The sequence below is a fragment of the Streptomyces sp. NPDC048277 genome (assembly GCF_040652235.1).
Classification (GTDB): Bacteria; Actinomycetota; Actinomycetes; order Streptomycetales; family Streptomycetaceae; genus Streptomyces.
Genome location: NZ_JBEZLQ010000019.1, coordinates 70963 through 86188 on the forward strand (window position 1 = coordinate 70963; position 15226 = coordinate 86188).

A 15226-nucleotide genomic window follows, 5' to 3' on the forward strand; every position below is an offset into this window, starting at 1 on the left:
TCCCCCGCCGGGAATTTGCCCTGCCTTTCTGCCGCTTTTCCCTCGGAGCTCCTCCATGCCTTCTGCGTCCTCCCCCGGCATCGACCGCCGGCTCTTCCTCACCTCGCTGCTCGGCGCCTCGGCGGCCGTGGCCGGGCTGAGCGGCTGCGCCGGTGGCAGTGCCGCCGCCGACACCGCGGCCGCCTCCACCGCTCCGCTGGCCGCCAAGGTCCCGTCCGGCACCAGCCTGAAGATCGCCTCCTATCTGGGCGTGCAGCAGTTGCAGTTCAAGCTGGCGAAGCTGCCCGCGTTGCCGTTCACGGTGTCGAGCTGGGCGAACATCGGGGCCGGTCCCGATGTCATCAACGCGTTCCGCGCCAAGTCCCTGGACCTCGCGAACAACGCGGGTATTCCGCCGATCCAGGCGCAGTTCCAGGGATTCGCGGCGAAGATCGTGGCGATCAATATCACCCGCAAGCCGAACTACCTGTTCGCCACCAAGCCCGGCAGCGACATCCACACGGTCGCCGGCTTCAAGGGCAGGAAGCTCGCCTTCTCGCAGGGCCAGGCCCAGGGCGTCGTCCTGCTGCGGGCGCTGAAGGAGGCGGGCCTCAAGTACGACGACGTGAAGCTGGTGCAGCTCACCAGCAACCAGTTCCTCACCGCCCTGCAGTCCGGCCAGGTGGACGTGGCCCCGCTCGCCAACACCCAGGCGCCGGCCTACCTCCAGCAGTACGGGTCCAAGGGCGCCCACACGATCCCGACGGACGTCGTCGACCTGCTCAACCTGCTCTGGGCGCCGCAGTCGGTGCTCAACGACCCGGCGAAGGCGGCCGCGATCGCCGCGTACATCCCCGAGTGGGCCCGGGGCCAGGTCTGGCAGTGGGAGAACCCGGACACCTGGAACGAGGAGTTCTACGTCAAGACCCAGAACCTGACCCTCGCCCAAGCGCAGAGCATCACCGAGCTTGCCAACAAGCCGCTGTTCCCGCCGAGTTGGGACGAGGCGATCAAGTGGGAGCAGGAGACCGCCGATCTGCTGGCGGAGGGCGGCTTCGTGAAGAAGACCGATGTCTCCTCGCTCTTCGACCACCGCTTCGAGTCCATCGCCGCCAAGGCCGTACCCGCGGAGTACCGCACATGACCGCCGTGACCACCGCCGCACCGGCGGTTCCCACCGAGGACGCCGGCGGCCGGGTCCGACCGCGCCGCCGCCTCTCCCCCGGCAGGCGGCTGCCCGCCGCCCGGCTGGCCGGTCCCCTGGTCGTCCTCGCCGCCTGGGCCGTCGCCTCCGCGGCCGGCCGGCTGGACCCCGGCGCGATCCCGGCGCCCTGGACCGTCCTGGACACCGCCGTCCACCTGTGGACGGACGGGACGCTGCCCACCGACGTCCTGACCTCCGTGGAGCGGGCCGGGTACGGCTTCGCGATCGGGCTGACCGCCGGGGTGCTGCTGGCCCTGGCCTCCGGGCTCAGCCGGATCGGAGAGGCGCTGATCGACGGGACGGTGCAGATCAACCGGGCCATCCCGACCCTCGGCCTGATCCCGCTCTTCATCCTCTGGCTGGGCATCGGCGAGACCTTCAAGATCGCCATCATCGCGATCGTCGTCTACATCCCCGTCTATCTGAACACCCATGCCGCGCTGTCCGCCATCGACAGCCGGTACGTCGAACTCGCCGAGGTACTGGGCCTGTCGAGGTTCGCGTTCATCCGGCAGGTCGTGATCCCCGGCGCGCTGCCCGGATTCTTCGTGGGACTCCGGCTCGGCGTCACCGGCTCCTGGCTGGGCCTGGTCGTCCTGGAGCAGATCAACGCCACCAGCGGCCTCGGCTACATGATGTTCCAGGCCCAGAACTACGGCCGCAGCGACATCATCCTCGTCGGTCTGCTGATCTACGGCGTCTTCGGCCTCGTCTCCGACACCGTGGTCCGTCTCGTCGAACGGAGGGTGCTGTCGTGGCGCCGCACACTGAGCAGCTGACCCGCCCGGCCGTGCAACTGCGGGGACTGACACGGTCGTTCGGCGACCGTACGGTCCTCGACGGCATCGACCTCGACGTGCCGGCCGGGCAGTTCACGGCCCTGCTGGGGCACAGCGGCTCCGGCAAGAGCACCCTGCTGCGGGCGGTCGCCGGACTCGACCACGGGGTCACCGGCAGCGGGCGGTTGAGCGCCCCCGAGCGGGTCTCGGTGGTCTTCCAGGACTCCCGGCTGCTGCCCTGGCGCCGGGTGCTGGACAACGTGGTGCTGGGCCTGACCGGAAAGGACGCGGTCGAAAAAGGCAGGGCCGCGCTGGAGGAGGTCGGTCTCGGCGGCCGGGAGCGGGCCTGGCCGGGCGAGCTGTCCGGCGGCGAGGCCCAGCGCGCCGCGCTCGCCCGCTCCCTGGTCCGCGAGCCCGAACTGATCCTCGCCGACGAGCCGTTCGGCGCGCTGGACGCGCTCACCCGGATCAAGATGCACCACCTGCTGCGCGAGCTGTGGAAGCGGCACCGCCCGTCCGTCCTGCTCGTCACCCACGACGTCGACGAGGCGATCGCCCTCGCCGACCGGGTCCTGGTCCTGGAGCGGGGCCGGATCGGCCTCGACCTGACCGTCGACCGCGCACATCCGGGCGCGCACCACCGGAAACAGCTGCTCACCGCCCTGGGTGTCACGGAGGACCTCATATGACCCGCACGCTCCACCTCAACGCCTTCCTCATGACCACCGGACACCACGAGGCGTCCTGGCGGCTCCCGGAGAGCGACCCGTACGCGCATGTCGACCTCGCGCACTACGTGAAGCTGGCCCGGACCGCCGAGCGCGGCACCTTCGACTCGCTCTTCCTCGCCGACGGCCCCCATCTGTGGGGCAGCGTCGCCCAGCGCCCCGCCGGGGCCCTGGAACCGCTCACCCTGCTCACCGCGCTGGCGACGGCCACCGAGCACATCGGCCTGATCGCCACCGCCTCCACCTCGTACAACTCCCCCTACAACCTGGCCCGCAGGTTCGCCTCCCTCGACCTCATCAGCGGCGGCCGGGCGGGCTGGAACATCGTCACCACGGCGGGTGCGGAGGCGGCCCGCAACTTCGGGATCGCCGAGGAGCCCGCGCACGCCGAGCGGTACGCGCGGGCCGCCGAGTTCCTCGACGTGGCGCTCAAGCTCTGGGACAGCTGGGAGGACGACGCGATCGTCGCCGACAAGGCGGCCGGCGTCTGGGGCGACGACGCCAAGATCCACCCGCCGCGGCACCAGGGGCCGTACTTCAGTGTCGAGGGCGCCCTCAACGTGCCGCGTTCCCCGCAGGGTTACCCGCTGCTGGTGCAGGCGGGGTCCAGCGAGGACGGCAAGGCGTTCGCCGCCCGGTACGCGGAGGCCGTGTTCACCGCGCAGCAGACGATCGAGGACGCGCGTTCCTTCTACGCCGACCTCAAGTCCCGTACCGCCGCGGCGGGCCGCGATCCGGACCACATCAAGGTGCTGCCCGGCATCGTCCCCGTGATCGGCTCGACGGAGGCCGAGGCGCGGGCGCAGGAACAGCTCCTGGAGGAGCACATCGTGCACCGGCACGGCGTGGCCAACCTGGAACGGCTGCTCCATCTCCCCGCCGGATCCCTGGAGTTGGACCGGGAACTCCCCGCCGGGCTGCCGCCCGAGGACGCCATCGAGGGTGCCAAGAGCCGTTACACGCTGGTCGTCGAACTGGCCCGCCGCGAGCGGCTCACCGTACGGCAGCTGATCGGCCGGCTCGGCGGCGGCCGCGGCCATCTCACCTTCGCCGGGACACCGGAGCAGGTCGCCGACGCGATCGAGACCTGGTTCACCCGGGGCGCCGCCGACGGCTTCAACATCATGCCGCCCGTGCTGCCCTCCGGCCTGGAGACCTTCGTCGACCACGTCGTCCCGATCCTGCGCGCCCGCGGCCTGCTCCGCGCCGGGTACGGCCCGCGCCGCACCCTGCGGGAGCGCTACGGCCTGCCGCGCCCCGCCAACCAGTACGTCACTCCCGCACTCGCCACCGTCTGAGAGGACCACCCCGCATGTCCATCGAGATCCGCAAGGTCACCGCGAACATAGGCGCCCAGGTCCTGGGCGTGGACATCTCCAAGCCGCTCGACGAGGAGCAGGTCACCGCGGTCCGCGAGGCCCTGAACGTCCACAAGGCCCTGGTCTTCGACGACGTCCGCCTCGACGACGAGGGCCAGGAGGCCTTCGCCCGGCACTTCGGCGACCTCACCACCGCCCACCCGACGGTGCCCGCCGTCGACGGCGCCCCGAACGTGCTGCCCGTCGACAGCGAACGCGGCCGGGCCAACCACTGGCACACCGACGTGACGTTCGTCCTGAACCCGCCCCAGGCCAGCACCCTGCGCTCGATCACCGTCCCGCCGTACGGCGGCGAGACCCTGATCACCAGTTCGGCCGCCGCCTACCGCCAGCTCCCGGAGCCGCTGCGGGCGCTGGCCGACACGCTGTGGGCGGAACACACCAACGACTACGACTACGCCGTACCGGACGAGGAGATCGACGAGGAGAAGGCCGCCCAGCGCGCCCAGTTCACGTCGATCAGGTTCCGCACGGTCCACCCGGTGGTCCGGGTGCACCCGCTGACCGGTGAACGCGGCCTGTTCGTCGGGGGGTTCGCGCAGCGGATCGTGGGCCTGTCGAAGGACGAGTCCCGCCGGATCCTCGACCTGCTCCAGGCGTACGTCACCCGCCCCGAGAACATCCTGCGCCACCGCTGGTCCCCCGACCAGCTCGTCCTGTTCGACAACCGCATCACCCAGCACTACGCCGTCGACAACTACGACGGCCTGCCGCGCCGCCTCAACCGGGTCACCGTCGCCGGTGACATCCCGGTCGGCATCGAGGGCAAGGAGAGCTACTCGATCGAGGGCGACGCCTCGCACTACACGGCCGTAGCCGCGTAGTCACTCCCCGCACCAGGCGCGTCCGGATAGTGGGCGGCTTCTCCCTCCGAGCGGAGAGGCCGCCCAGACTGTGGGCGTTTTTGCCCATCTCACCCATTGGACGAGCCGCGCCCATGCCGCACAGCAGCACCCCGGTCGAGACACCGCCGACGCACGACGCCGACGGCGCCTCCCTCTCCCACGGCCTCAAGCAGCGCCACCTGTCGATGATCGCTTTGGGCGGTGTCATCGGCGCGGGCCTCTTCGTGGGCTCCGGCGCGGGCATCGCCGCCGCCGGCCCCTCCATCGTGATCGCCTACACGCTCTCCGGTCTCATCGTGATGCTGGTGATGCGGATGCTGGGCGAGATGTCGGCCGCGTACCCGTCCTCGGGCTCCTTCTCGGCGCACGCCGAGCGGGCGATCGGCCCGTGGGCGGGCTTCACGGCGGGCTGGTCGTTCTGGGTGCTGCTCTGCACGGCCGTGGGGCTGGAGGGCATCGGTGCCGCGAAGATCGTGACGGGCTGGCTGCCCGGCACCCCGGAGTGGGCCTGGGTCGCCCTGTTCATGGCCGTCTTCTGCGCGACGAACCTGGCCGCGGTCCGCAACTTCGGCGAGTTCGAGTTCTGGTTCGCGGCCCTGAAGGTCGGCGCGATCAGCCTCTTCCTCGTCCTGGGCGTCCTGGCGATCGCCGGGGTGCTCCCCGGCACGGACTCCCCCGGCGCCTCGAACCTCACCGACCTCCTCCCGAACGGCGGCCAGGGCCTGGTCATCGGCCTGCTGGCCTCCGTCTTCGCCTACGGCGGCCTGGAGACGGTGACCATCGCGGCGGCCGAGTCCGAGAACCCGGTGCGGGGCGTGGCGAGCGCGGTCCGCACCGCCATGTGGCGTATCGCCCTCTTCTACGTCGGCTCGATGGCCGTCATCGTCACCCTCGTCCCCTGGGACTCCGAGGAGGTCGTGACGAAGGGCCCCTACGTCGCCGCCCTCGACCACCTGGGCATCCCGGGCGCCGGCCAGGTCATGAACGTGGTCGTCCTGGTCGCCCTGCTCTCCGCGATGAACGCCAACATCTACGGCTCCTCGCGCATCGCCCACTCCCTGGTGGAGCGTGGCCAGGGCCCCAAGGCGCTGGCCAGGGTCTCCGGAGGCGTCCCGCGTCCCGCGGTCCTCACCTCCTGCTTCTTCGGCTTCGTCTGTGTGCTGCTCAGCTACTGGCGCCCCGACGACGTCTTCCCCTGGCTGCTGAACATGATCGGCGCGGTGATCCTGGTCGTCTGGTTCTTCATCGCCGTCTCCCAGCTGCTGCTGCGCCGCCGCATCGAGCGGGAGACCCCGCAGCAGCCGGTCGTCCGCATGTGGGCGTTCCCGTATCTGACGTGGCTGGCGCTGGCGGGCATGACGGCGATCTTCGTGCTGATGGCCCGCGAGCCGGACACCCGGGTCCAGCTCTACTACACCGGCGGGATGACGGCCGTACTGGCGGCGGTGGGCTACGCCCGGCAACGGCGGCGTTCGCACACCTGACGCGCTTCTTGTTGCTAGTGTGTAATTGCAAGTCATTGGCAACAAGACGTTCGGAGGGGACCCCCGCCCATGCCCGTCTACACGCTCCCTGAACTGCCGTACGACTACTCCGCGCTGGCGCCCGTGATCAGCCCCGAGATCATCGAGCTGCACCACGACAAGCACCACGCGGCGTATGTGAAGGGCGCCAACGACACCCTGGAGCAGCTGGCGGAGGCGCGGGACAAGGAGCGGTGGGGGTCCCTCAACGGCCTGGAGAAGAACCTCGCCTTCCACCTCTCCGGCCACATCCTCCACTCCGTCTACTGGCACAACATGTCGGGAGACGGCGGCGGCGAGCCGCTCGCGGCGGACGGCGTGGGCGACCTCGCGGACGCGATCACCGAGTCCTTCGGCTCCTTCGCCGCGTTCAAGGCGCAGCTGTCCAGGGCGGCGGCCACGACACAGGGCTCCGGCTGGGGCGTCCTCGCGTACGAGCCGCTCAGCGGGCGGCTGATCGTCGAGCAGGTCTACGACCACCAGGGCAACGTCGGCCAGGGCTCGACGCCGGTCCTGGTCTTCGACGCGTGGGAGCACGCGTTCTACCTCCAGTACCGCAACCAGAAGGCCGACTTCGTCGAGGCGATGTGGCAGGTCGTCGACTGGCAGGACGTGGCACGCCGTTACGAGGCGGCGCGGTCGCGGGCGGACGTACTGCTGCTCGCCCCCTGAGTCGCCGGCGCGTCCTGCCTCGTGATCGTCTTCTCACCGTTCACAGGGGGCAGGCGGAAGAAGGGGGAGCCCCCGCGAGGACGTGACTCGCGGGGGCTCTCCGGATGTCGGCGGCCCATGCGGCCCATGCGGCTCAGGGCTTGCGGGCCAGGCCGCCGTGCTGGCCGATCGGCCGGCGGTCGGCGCCGGGCTCGGGGTGCCACAGCGGTACCGACACCACTCCCGGCCCGACCAGTTCCAGACCCTCGAAGTAGCCCTCGATCTGGTCGACGGGACGCAGGAAGTACGGGACCGCGCCGGTCTCGTTGTAGGCGTCCTGCGCCTGCTCGTAGGCCGGGTCGGTGCCGCGGGAGCCGTCGTTGAGGGACAGGTAGCTGCCGGCGGGCAGACCGGACAGCAGGGCGTCGACCAGGCCGCGGGCGCGGTCGTGGCCGTCGACGTGGCCGAGGATACCGCTGAGGATCAGGGCGGTGGGCCGCGTGAGGTCGAGGGTCCTGCCCGCGGCCTCCAGGATGCGCTCCGGCGCGTAGAGGTCGAGGTCCTCGTACGCGGTGACGCCCTCCTCCGTGGAGGTGAGCAGGGCGCGGGCGTGGGCGAGGACCAGCGGGTCGTTGTCGACGTACACGATCTTCGCCTCGGGGGCGACGCTCTGGGCGACCTCGTGGGTGTTGTCCACGGTGGGCAGCCCCGTGCCGACGTCCAGGAACTGCCGTATCCCCGCCTCCTCCACCAGGTGGCGGATGCTGCGGCCGAGGAAGGCCCGGCTGCTGCGGGCGATGGTCACGATCCCGGGAAAGACGGCGGTGTAGGCATCGCCGGCCTCCTGGTCCACGAGGTAGTTGTCCTTGCCGCCGAGCCAGTAGTTCCAGATGCGCGCCGAATGCGGCACCGAGGTGTCGATCTCCGTCATGTGCCCATGGTGCTACGGCAGATGGGGTCACAGGGCACATTGGGCGAGACAGCCGCGGCGGGCCGCCGGGGCGGACGCCGACGGCGTCCGGAACCCACCCCGGCGGGACGGATTCCGGACTCACGCGCCCGGAAGCGGCGCACCTGTGCTCCCGGTTCAGGCCGTTTCGCCGGACCGATCCGGGAGGTTCTCGTGTCCGACATGTCGGTCTACCCGAAGAAGGGCGCGCACGGCTTCTGGCGGTGCGAGAGCAAGACCACGCTGGGGCAGTGCCTGTGGGTCCAGCCCCGCTTCAACCGGTCGGACGGCTTCTCCCTCCCCGTCTCCTTCAGCTGACCGGCTCGGTCACAGGTTGCTGAAGTCGGGGCCCTTGGTGCGGGTCCGCTTGATCTCGTAGAAGCCGGGGACGGAGGCGACCGCGAGGGTGCCGTCCCACAGGCGGGCCGCCTCCTCGCCCTTGGGGGCGGGGGTGACGACCGGGCCGAAGAAGGCGATCTGCTCGCCGTCGGAGCCCGGGACCGCGATGACCGGGGTGCCGACGTCCTGGCCGACCTTGTCGATGCCCTCCTTGTGGGAGGCGCGCAGCTGGGCGTCGAACTCGAAGTCCTCCTGGTCGGCGTAGTCGATCAGGTCGGCGGGCAGGCCGACGTCCGCGAGGGCGCCGGCGACGGCCTCCAGGGTCGGGCCCTCGCCGTTGTTGTGGATGCGGGTGCCGAGCGCGGTGTACAGCGGGCCGAGGACGTCCTCGCCGTGCTTCTGCCAGGCCGCGGTGACCACGCGGATCGGCTTCCACGCCTTGGTCTCCAGCAGTTCGCGGTATTCCTCGGGCAGTTCGTCCAGCTTGGGCTCGTTGAGCACGGCGAGGCTCATGATGTGCCAGCGGACCTCGATGTCGCGGACCTTCTCCACTTCCAGGACCCACCGGGAGGTCATCCAGGCCCAGGGGCACAGCGGGTCGAACCAGAAGTCGACGGGGGTCTTGCCGGGGCTGGTCACGGTCTCGGACATGGTTCTCCTCGGGAATAAGGCCCTTTTCCTGCGGCAACACCGGCATCGGCGATCCCATTCCCGCTGTCCGGCGTCAGGGGCGCATGGGAGGATCGGTCCTGTTCCGGCGTACCGACAACGCTGTGCATCGACGTATCGACGACGAGGGAGTGCCGCCCGTGCCCGGTGAGAATCTGTCCCGCGACGAGGCCCGGGAGCGGGCCGCCCTGCTGTCCGTCGACGGGTACGACGTGTCGCTGGACGTGCGGTCCGCGGTCGGCGAGGAGCGGGCCGGGCCGCGCACCTTCCGCTCGGTCACCACGATCCGCTTCCGGTGCAACGAGCCGGGCGCGTCGAGCTTCGCCGACCTGGTCGCCCCGGCCGTGACCGCCGTGACGCTCAACGGGAAGGACCTCGACCCGGGCGAGGTCTTCGACGGCACCCGGATCGCCCTGGAGGACCTGGCCGCGGAGAACGAGCTGGTGGTGGACGCGCAGTGCGCCTACTCCCGCACCGGCGAGGGCCTGCACCGCTTCGTCGACCCCGAGGACGGCGAGGTCTACCTCTACACGCAGTACGAGCCGGCCGACTCCCGCCGGGTGTTCGCCAACTTCGAGCAGCCGGACCTCAAGGCGCCGTTCCGCTTCGAGGTGCGGGCGCCCGAGGAGTGGACGGTGTGGAGCAACGGGGCCGGTGAACTCGCGGACGGCGTCTGGCGGTTCGCGGAGACGAAGCCCATCTCGACGTACATCACGTGTGTGGTGGCGGGGCCGTACCACTACGTGACGGACTCCTACTCCCGGACGTTCCCCGACGGGACGACCCTCGACATCCCGCTCGGCGCGATGTGCCGCAAGGGCCTGGCCCCCTACTTCGACGCCGACGACGTCTTCCTGGTCACCAAGCAGGGCCTGGACTTCTTCCACGAGCACTTCGACTACCCGTACCCGTTCGGGAAGTACGACCAGGCGTTCGTGCCCGAGTACAACCTCGGCGCGATGGAGAACCCGGGTCTGGTGACGTTCCGGGAGGAGTACATCTTCCGCGGCAAGGTGACGCAGGCGTCGTACGAGGCGCGGGCCAACGTCATCCTGCACGAGATGGCGCACATGTGGTTCGGCGACCTGGTCACCATGGTGTGGTGGGACGACCTGTGGCTGAAGGAGTCCTTCGCGGACTTCATGGGCACGTTCGCGAACGTCGGCGCCACCCGCTTCCAGAACGCGTGGACCACCTTCGCCAACCGCCGCAAGGCGTGGGCGTACCGCGCCGACCAGCTGCCCTCCACGCACCCGATCACGGCCGACATCCGCGACCTTCAGGACGCCAAGCTCAACTTCGACGGCATCACGTACGCGAAGGGCGCGAGCGTGCTGAAGCAGCTCGTGGCGTACGTCGGCCAGGACGCGTTCCTGGAGGGCGCCCGCCGCTACTTCAAGCGCAACGCGTACGGCAACACCCGGCTCGGTGATCTGCTGTCGGTCCTGGAGGAGACCAGCGGCCGGGACATGAGCGCGTGGGCGGGCAAGTGGCTGCAGACGGCGGGGGTGAACTCGCTGACCCCGCAGGTGCTGCTGGACGCCGACGGCCGGGTGGCCGAGCTGGCGGTGCTGCAGGAGGCCGCCGAGTCGCACCCCGAGCTGCGTCCGCACCGGGTCGCGATCGGCCTCTACGGCCGTACGGCCGAGGGCGCTCTGAAGCGGTACGCGCGCGTGGAGGCGGACGTCGACGGCCCGCGCACGCTGATCGCGGAGCTGGCCGGGGCCGAGGCGCCGGAACTGGTCCTGGTCAACGACGACGACCTCACGTACTGCAAGATCCGCTTCGACGACACCTCGCTGGCGACGCTCCGGGACCACCTGGGCGCCCTGACCGACCCGCTGGCCCGGGCCCTGTGCTGGTCGGCGCTGTGGAACCTGACCCGGGACGCGCTGCTGCCGGCCCGGGACTTCGTCGACCTGGTGCTGCGGTTCGCGGGCCGCGAGTCGGACATCGGTGTGCTGCAGATGCTCCAGGCGTGGGCGGAGACGGCGCTGGTGCACTATGTGGCGCCGCAGTGGCGGGAGACGGCCGGGCGGCTGCTCTCCGAGGGCGCCCTGCGGGAGCTGCGGCAGGCGGAGCCGGGCAGCGAGCACCAGCTGGCCTGGGCGCGGTTCTTCGCGTCGGCGGCCTCGGACGGGGCCGACCTCGGCCTGCTGCGGGAGCTGCTGGCCGGTACGGCGACGATCGACGGCCTGGACGTCGACCAGGAGCTGCGCTGGGCCTTCCTCGAACCCCTGGCGGCGCACGGCGCGGCCGACGAGTCGGTGCTGGCGGCCGAACTGGCCCGGGACGACACGGCGTCCGGCAAGCGCCACCAGGTGCGCTGTCTGGCCGCCCGTCCCTCGGCGGCCGTGAAGGCGCAGGCGTGGGCCCAGGTCGTGGAGTCGGAGGCGCTGTCCAACGCGCTGGTGGAGGCGACGATCGCGGGCTTCGCGCAGTCCTCGCAGCGGGAGCTCCTCGCACCGTACGCGGAGAGGTACTTCGAGGTGATCGCCCGGGTGTGGGAGGACCGCTCGATCCAGATCGGCATGGATGTGGTCCGGGGTCTGTATCCGGCGTACCAGGACCGTCCGCAGACGCTGGAGGCGACGGACGCGTGGCTGGCGGCCCACGCGGACGCGGCCCCGGCGCTGCGCCGGCTGGTGCTGGAGGCCCGGGACGACCTGGCGCGGACGCTGCGCGGCCAGGAGTGCGACGCGGCGGCAATCACCGGTTGACCTTTGGCCTGAGGTCTCCCGTCGGGTGACCGTTACGCAATTCAGTCAATCATGACCGTAACCCCTGGTCCGCACCCGATCGGACCAGGGGTTTTCGTCGCCTACTCGGCATCCGAACACCCGTCCTTTAGTCCGGTGTTGTCCGCATTCATCGACGAACGCGTAACACCGGTTACGGGGCAGACCGGACACGGGAATCTCCCGGCCATGACCCACAACACCCCACTCTCCCCCCGCCCCCTCCGTCACCTCTCCGACGTCCGCCGCCGGGTGCTGACGACGGCCCAGCTCCGCTCCCACGGCGTCACGGCCAACGAGATCGCCGAGCAGTGCCGGCCAGGAGGCCCCTGGCAACAACTCCTGCCGGGCGTGGTCATGCTCCACCCCGGCCCGCCCACCAGCGAGGAACGCCTGCACGGGGCCCTGCTGTTCGCGGCCCGCGAGTCCGCCCCGGGCGTCCCGGCCCAGCCGGCCCCGGACTCCCCGCACCGCCCGGTCTACGCCGAGACGATGATCACGGGGCTGGCGGCGCTGACCCTGCACGGCTTCTCCGCCACCCCGCCGCTGCTGTCCCTGGACCACGTGGACGTCCTGGTCCCCCGGCTGCGCCGGCTGCGCTCCACCTCCTACGTCCGCGTGATCCGCACCGCGGCCCTGCCGGCCCCCGAGCCGGTGACGGGCCTCCCGGTCGCGCCGGTCCCCCGTGCCCTCGCGGACGCGGTGGCGGAACTGGCCGACGGGGAGGCGGTACGCCGGCTGCTGACCGAGGCGGTACGCGGGCACCACTGCGAACCGGCGGCGGTGGTACGGGAGTTGAACCGGGCGAAGCTGCTGTCGCGCCCGCATGTGGTGGACGCGGTGGACTCCCTGGTCGCCGAGGGCCGTGCGATCGCGGAGGACCGCCTCTACCGCATGGTCCACGAGCACGGCCTCCCCGACCCGGTCTGGAACGTGGACCTGAGGCTGCCGGGCGGCCCCCACCTGGGCGGCCTGGACGCCTACTGGCCCGAGCAGGCGGTCGCCGTCGAACTGGACACCCGCGCACCGCGCCAGGGCGACCGGCAGGAGGACGACGCGCTGTGGTCCGAATACGCGCGCAAGCGGGAGCACCTGGAGCGGCTGGGCATCACGGTCGTCCACGTCACCCCGCGGAAGCTCCGCGACTCGGCGGAGCAGCAGGCGGCGGTGATCCGTACGGCCCTGATGGCGGCCGGCGACCGCGATCCGGCCGCGTATGTCGTGGTGCTGCCCCGATAAGGGGGGTCGGGACACCAGGAGGGGAGCGGAGGGGCCGCCGGTCCGGAGGGGGACCGACGGCCCCTCCGCATGCCGCCGGTACGACGGCTCAGCGGCCGGTGCTGCCGTCGAGCAGTTCCCGCACGATGTCGAGGTGGCCGTTGTGCCGGGACGTCTCCTCGATCAGGTGGAGCAGGATCCAGCGCAGATCGGGGTGGCGGCCGTCGCGCACGGCGGTCTTCGCGGTCGTGTCGAGATCGGCCGAGGCGACCAGCTCCCGGTAGCGGGCGCTCTGTTCCGCGTACTCCGCCAGCAGCTGCTCCAGCGGGAGGCCGAGCGCGATGCGCATCTCGCGGTCGGGGTCCTCGTCGGTCCAGGGGGCCTCGTCCTCCTCGCCGAGGAACACCACCTGGAACCAGTAGTACTCCACCCATCGCAGGTGGTTGATCAGCCCGGAGAGGGTCATCAGCGGGGAGTCCGGCAGCGGGGCCCGGCGGGCGTCCTCGGCCGGGACTCCCTCGCACTTGGCCCGGGCGGTGTCCCGGGCGTAGTCGAGGAAGGTGGTCAGCTGGGTGTACTCGTCCCAGGTGGGAGGCGTGTCGCTACGTGTCATCAGCGGGAACGATCCGGGACGCCACACCCCGCCGTCAAATCAGTGGGCGTGCGTCGGCAGGGACGGTCCGCTTCCGCCGGTTCGGCCAGTCGGATCCCGGCCGGCTCCGGCGCCGCCGGGCGGAGAACGGTCTTCCCGGCCCGGACGGCGGCCAGTTGGCCGTCGGCACCGGACCCGAGGGCCCGGCGGCCGGCTTCATGTCAGAGGCCCGCGGACGCGGCATCGGCACCCGGGCCCAACTCCTCCGGTCCGCTGCCCGGGGGGCTGGCCGGCCCCGCCCGCACCTCGGTGGGGCGGGCGGGGCGGATGGCGTGGTGATGTCTACTGGCCGCTGACGCCCGGGCGCAGTTCGTCGCGTACGTCGCCGACGACGTGGTCGAGCAGGTCGGCGTAGGCGGCGATCATCCGTGTGCGGCTGAACCGCTCGCGGCTCGCGGCCAGTGCCGGAGCGAAGGTCTCCCGGTCGGCGACGGCCGCCGACCAGGCGAAGGCGATCGCGTCCGGGTCGAAGGGCGTCACGAACCCGTGCCCTTCCACGATCGACGCGCTGTCGCCGACGTCGGTCGTCACCGGGACCGCGCCGCACATCATGCCCTCGATGAGGCAGAGCGGCGCCGCCTCGCCGGAGGCGGAGGTGAGGGCGACGACGTCGGAGCCGGCGTAGACGGCCTCCATGTCGTGCCGTACGCCGAGCAGGTGCAGCCGGTCGCCGAGGGCGCCCCGGTCCGCGCCGAACGCGACCTCGATGTCGGCCCAGAGCGCGGGGTTGTCCTCGGTCATGCCGGCGCCGCACATGACCACGTGCCCGCCGCCCTCACGGGCCAGCCACGCCCTGGCGGCCCGCAGGAAGAGCGGCACGTTCTTCATCCCGGCGTACCGGGCGGCGAAGACGACGACGGGGGCGGTGGCGGGGATGCCGAGGGACTCGCGGAACGCGAGCCGTACCGCCGCGTCCGGCCGGAAGCGCAGCAGGTCGACGCCGTTCGGGATCACGTGCAGCAGCTCGCCGGGGATACCGGCCGCCTCGTACGCGTCCCGGGTCGACTCGGCGCAGCAGACGCAGGCCACGACCGTCCCGTCGGCGATGGCGGCCTTCAGCTCGTCGAGCGCCGGCCCCTGGTTCTCCGGGTCGGACCGGTGCAGGCAGACCACGACGGGCCGGCGCGGCAGCCCGCCCTGGTTCAGCAGCGCCAGCGGCTGCTCCTTCAGCGAGAGGATCACGTCCGCGCCGGCCATGGCGCGGGCCGTGTCGGCCAGTTCGGGCCCGCTGAACACCGACGCGGCGACGGTGCCGTCCACCAGGCCCGCGCTGCGGCCGAGGGAGGAGACCTCGATGCCACCGGCCGTGAGCGCGCGGTAGCAGGCGTCGTCCTCCATGCGTTGTGTAGTGGCTTCCCGGTGGACCTCGCCATGCACACTCAGCACGCGATGCCACTGCTGGCCGCCCTCCACCAGGCCCAGCAGCACATCACTGTGCACGATCCGGGCTCCCCCGGAGAAAAAGCCCTCGTAGACCGAGAGCACACGAAGTCCGAGCCGAGCGCCCACACGATCACCAGCCTTGCACCATATCGAGCCATCCCCGGGATCCTCGGGTTAGCCGATATGAGGC

Annotated in this window: 14 protein-coding genes; 10 read left to right on the forward strand and 4 right to left on the reverse strand. The window is 71.3% G+C overall.

The annotated features are described in order from the left end of the window. Positions 1 to 55 precede the first annotated feature (55 nt). The 7 genes from AB0D85_RS34500 to AB0D85_RS34530 all read left to right on the forward strand — a co-directional run bounded on the left by AB0D85_RS34500 (position 56) and on the right by AB0D85_RS34530 (position 7109). Entirely contained in the window at positions 56 to 1123 is a 1068-nt protein-coding gene (locus AB0D85_RS34500) for an ABC transporter substrate-binding protein (protein ID WP_362328915.1), read from the forward strand. Continuing rightward, positions 1120 to 1962 carry an ABC transporter permease gene (locus AB0D85_RS34505; RefSeq protein WP_362328917.1) on the forward strand — a complete coding sequence of 281 codons (843 nt, stop codon included), beginning with the start codon at positions 1120 to 1122 and terminating at the stop codon, positions 1960 to 1962. Before AB0D85_RS34500 ends, AB0D85_RS34505 begins: the two co-directional genes overlap by 4 nt. After that, entirely contained in the window at positions 1938 to 2651 is a 714-nt protein-coding gene (locus tag AB0D85_RS34510; RefSeq protein WP_362328919.1) for an ABC transporter ATP-binding protein, read from the forward strand. The genes AB0D85_RS34505 and AB0D85_RS34510 overlap by 25 nt, the downstream gene beginning before the upstream one ends. Next, positions 2648 to 3988, forward strand: coding sequence for an LLM class flavin-dependent oxidoreductase (locus tag AB0D85_RS34515; protein WP_362328921.1), 1341 nt, complete (start codon positions 2648 to 2650; stop codon positions 3986 to 3988). The genes AB0D85_RS34510 and AB0D85_RS34515 overlap by 4 nt, the downstream gene beginning before the upstream one ends. Before the next feature lie 14 nt (positions 3989 to 4002). After that, complete coding sequence (locus AB0D85_RS34520) at positions 4003 to 4893, forward strand: TauD/TfdA family dioxygenase (RefSeq protein WP_362328923.1); 891 nt, start codon at positions 4003 to 4005, stop codon at positions 4891 to 4893. A gap of 113 nt (positions 4894 to 5006) precedes the next feature. Then, complete coding sequence (locus AB0D85_RS34525) at positions 5007 to 6398, forward strand: amino acid permease (protein WP_362328925.1); 1392 nt, start codon at positions 5007 to 5009, stop codon at positions 6396 to 6398. 69 nt (positions 6399 to 6467) lie between these two features. Then, complete coding sequence (locus tag AB0D85_RS34530; RefSeq protein ID WP_362328927.1) at positions 6468 to 7109, forward strand: superoxide dismutase; 642 nt, start codon at positions 6468 to 6470, stop codon at positions 7107 to 7109. 133 nt (positions 7110 to 7242) lie between these two features. Here AB0D85_RS34530 and AB0D85_RS34535 read toward each other — a convergent pair whose 3' ends face one another. Next, positions 7243 to 8019, reverse strand: a complete 777-nt coding sequence (locus AB0D85_RS34535) for an SAM-dependent methyltransferase (RefSeq protein WP_362328929.1) — start codon at positions 8017 to 8019, stop codon at positions 7243 to 7245. Between the two features lie 192 nt (positions 8020 to 8211). Between AB0D85_RS34535 and AB0D85_RS34540 the strand changes: the two genes are divergently transcribed. Continuing rightward, a complete protein-coding gene (locus tag AB0D85_RS34540; RefSeq protein ID WP_362328931.1) occupies positions 8212 to 8355 on the forward strand; it encodes a hypothetical protein in 144 nt (47 codons plus the stop codon). A 9-nt stretch (positions 8356 to 8364) separates the two neighbouring features. Here the strand turns inward: AB0D85_RS34540 and AB0D85_RS34545 are convergent, their stop codons facing one another. Continuing rightward, positions 8365 to 9027 carry a DsbA family protein gene (locus AB0D85_RS34545; RefSeq protein ID WP_362328933.1) on the reverse strand — a complete coding sequence of 221 codons (663 nt, stop codon included), beginning with the start codon at positions 9025 to 9027 and terminating at the stop codon, positions 8365 to 8367. Between the two features lie 158 nt (positions 9028 to 9185). Between AB0D85_RS34545 and pepN the strand changes: the two genes are divergently transcribed. Then, entirely contained in the window at positions 9186 to 11765 is a 2580-nt protein-coding gene (gene pepN, locus AB0D85_RS34550; RefSeq protein ID WP_362328936.1) for an aminopeptidase N, read from the forward strand. A gap of 207 nt (positions 11766 to 11972) precedes the next feature. Continuing rightward, positions 11973 to 13022, forward strand: coding sequence for a hypothetical protein (locus AB0D85_RS34555; protein ID WP_362328938.1), 1050 nt, complete (start codon positions 11973 to 11975; stop codon positions 13020 to 13022). An 88-nt stretch (positions 13023 to 13110) separates the two neighbouring features. On the opposite strand, the gene AB0D85_RS34560 is transcribed toward AB0D85_RS34555, so the two are convergent. Together AB0D85_RS34560 and AB0D85_RS34565 are read right to left on the reverse strand one after the other, a co-directional pair. Then, positions 13111 to 13614, reverse strand: coding sequence for a DinB family protein (locus AB0D85_RS34560; protein ID WP_362328940.1), 504 nt, complete (start codon positions 13612 to 13614; stop codon positions 13111 to 13113). Positions 13615 to 13935: 321 nt separating this feature from the next. Further along, the gene (locus tag AB0D85_RS34565; protein WP_362329144.1) at positions 13936 to 15138 is read right to left on the reverse strand and encodes a glycosyltransferase; all 1203 of its coding nucleotides are present in this window, start codon (positions 15136 to 15138) and stop codon (positions 13936 to 13938) included. Between the last annotated feature and the right edge of the window lie 88 nt (positions 15139 to 15226).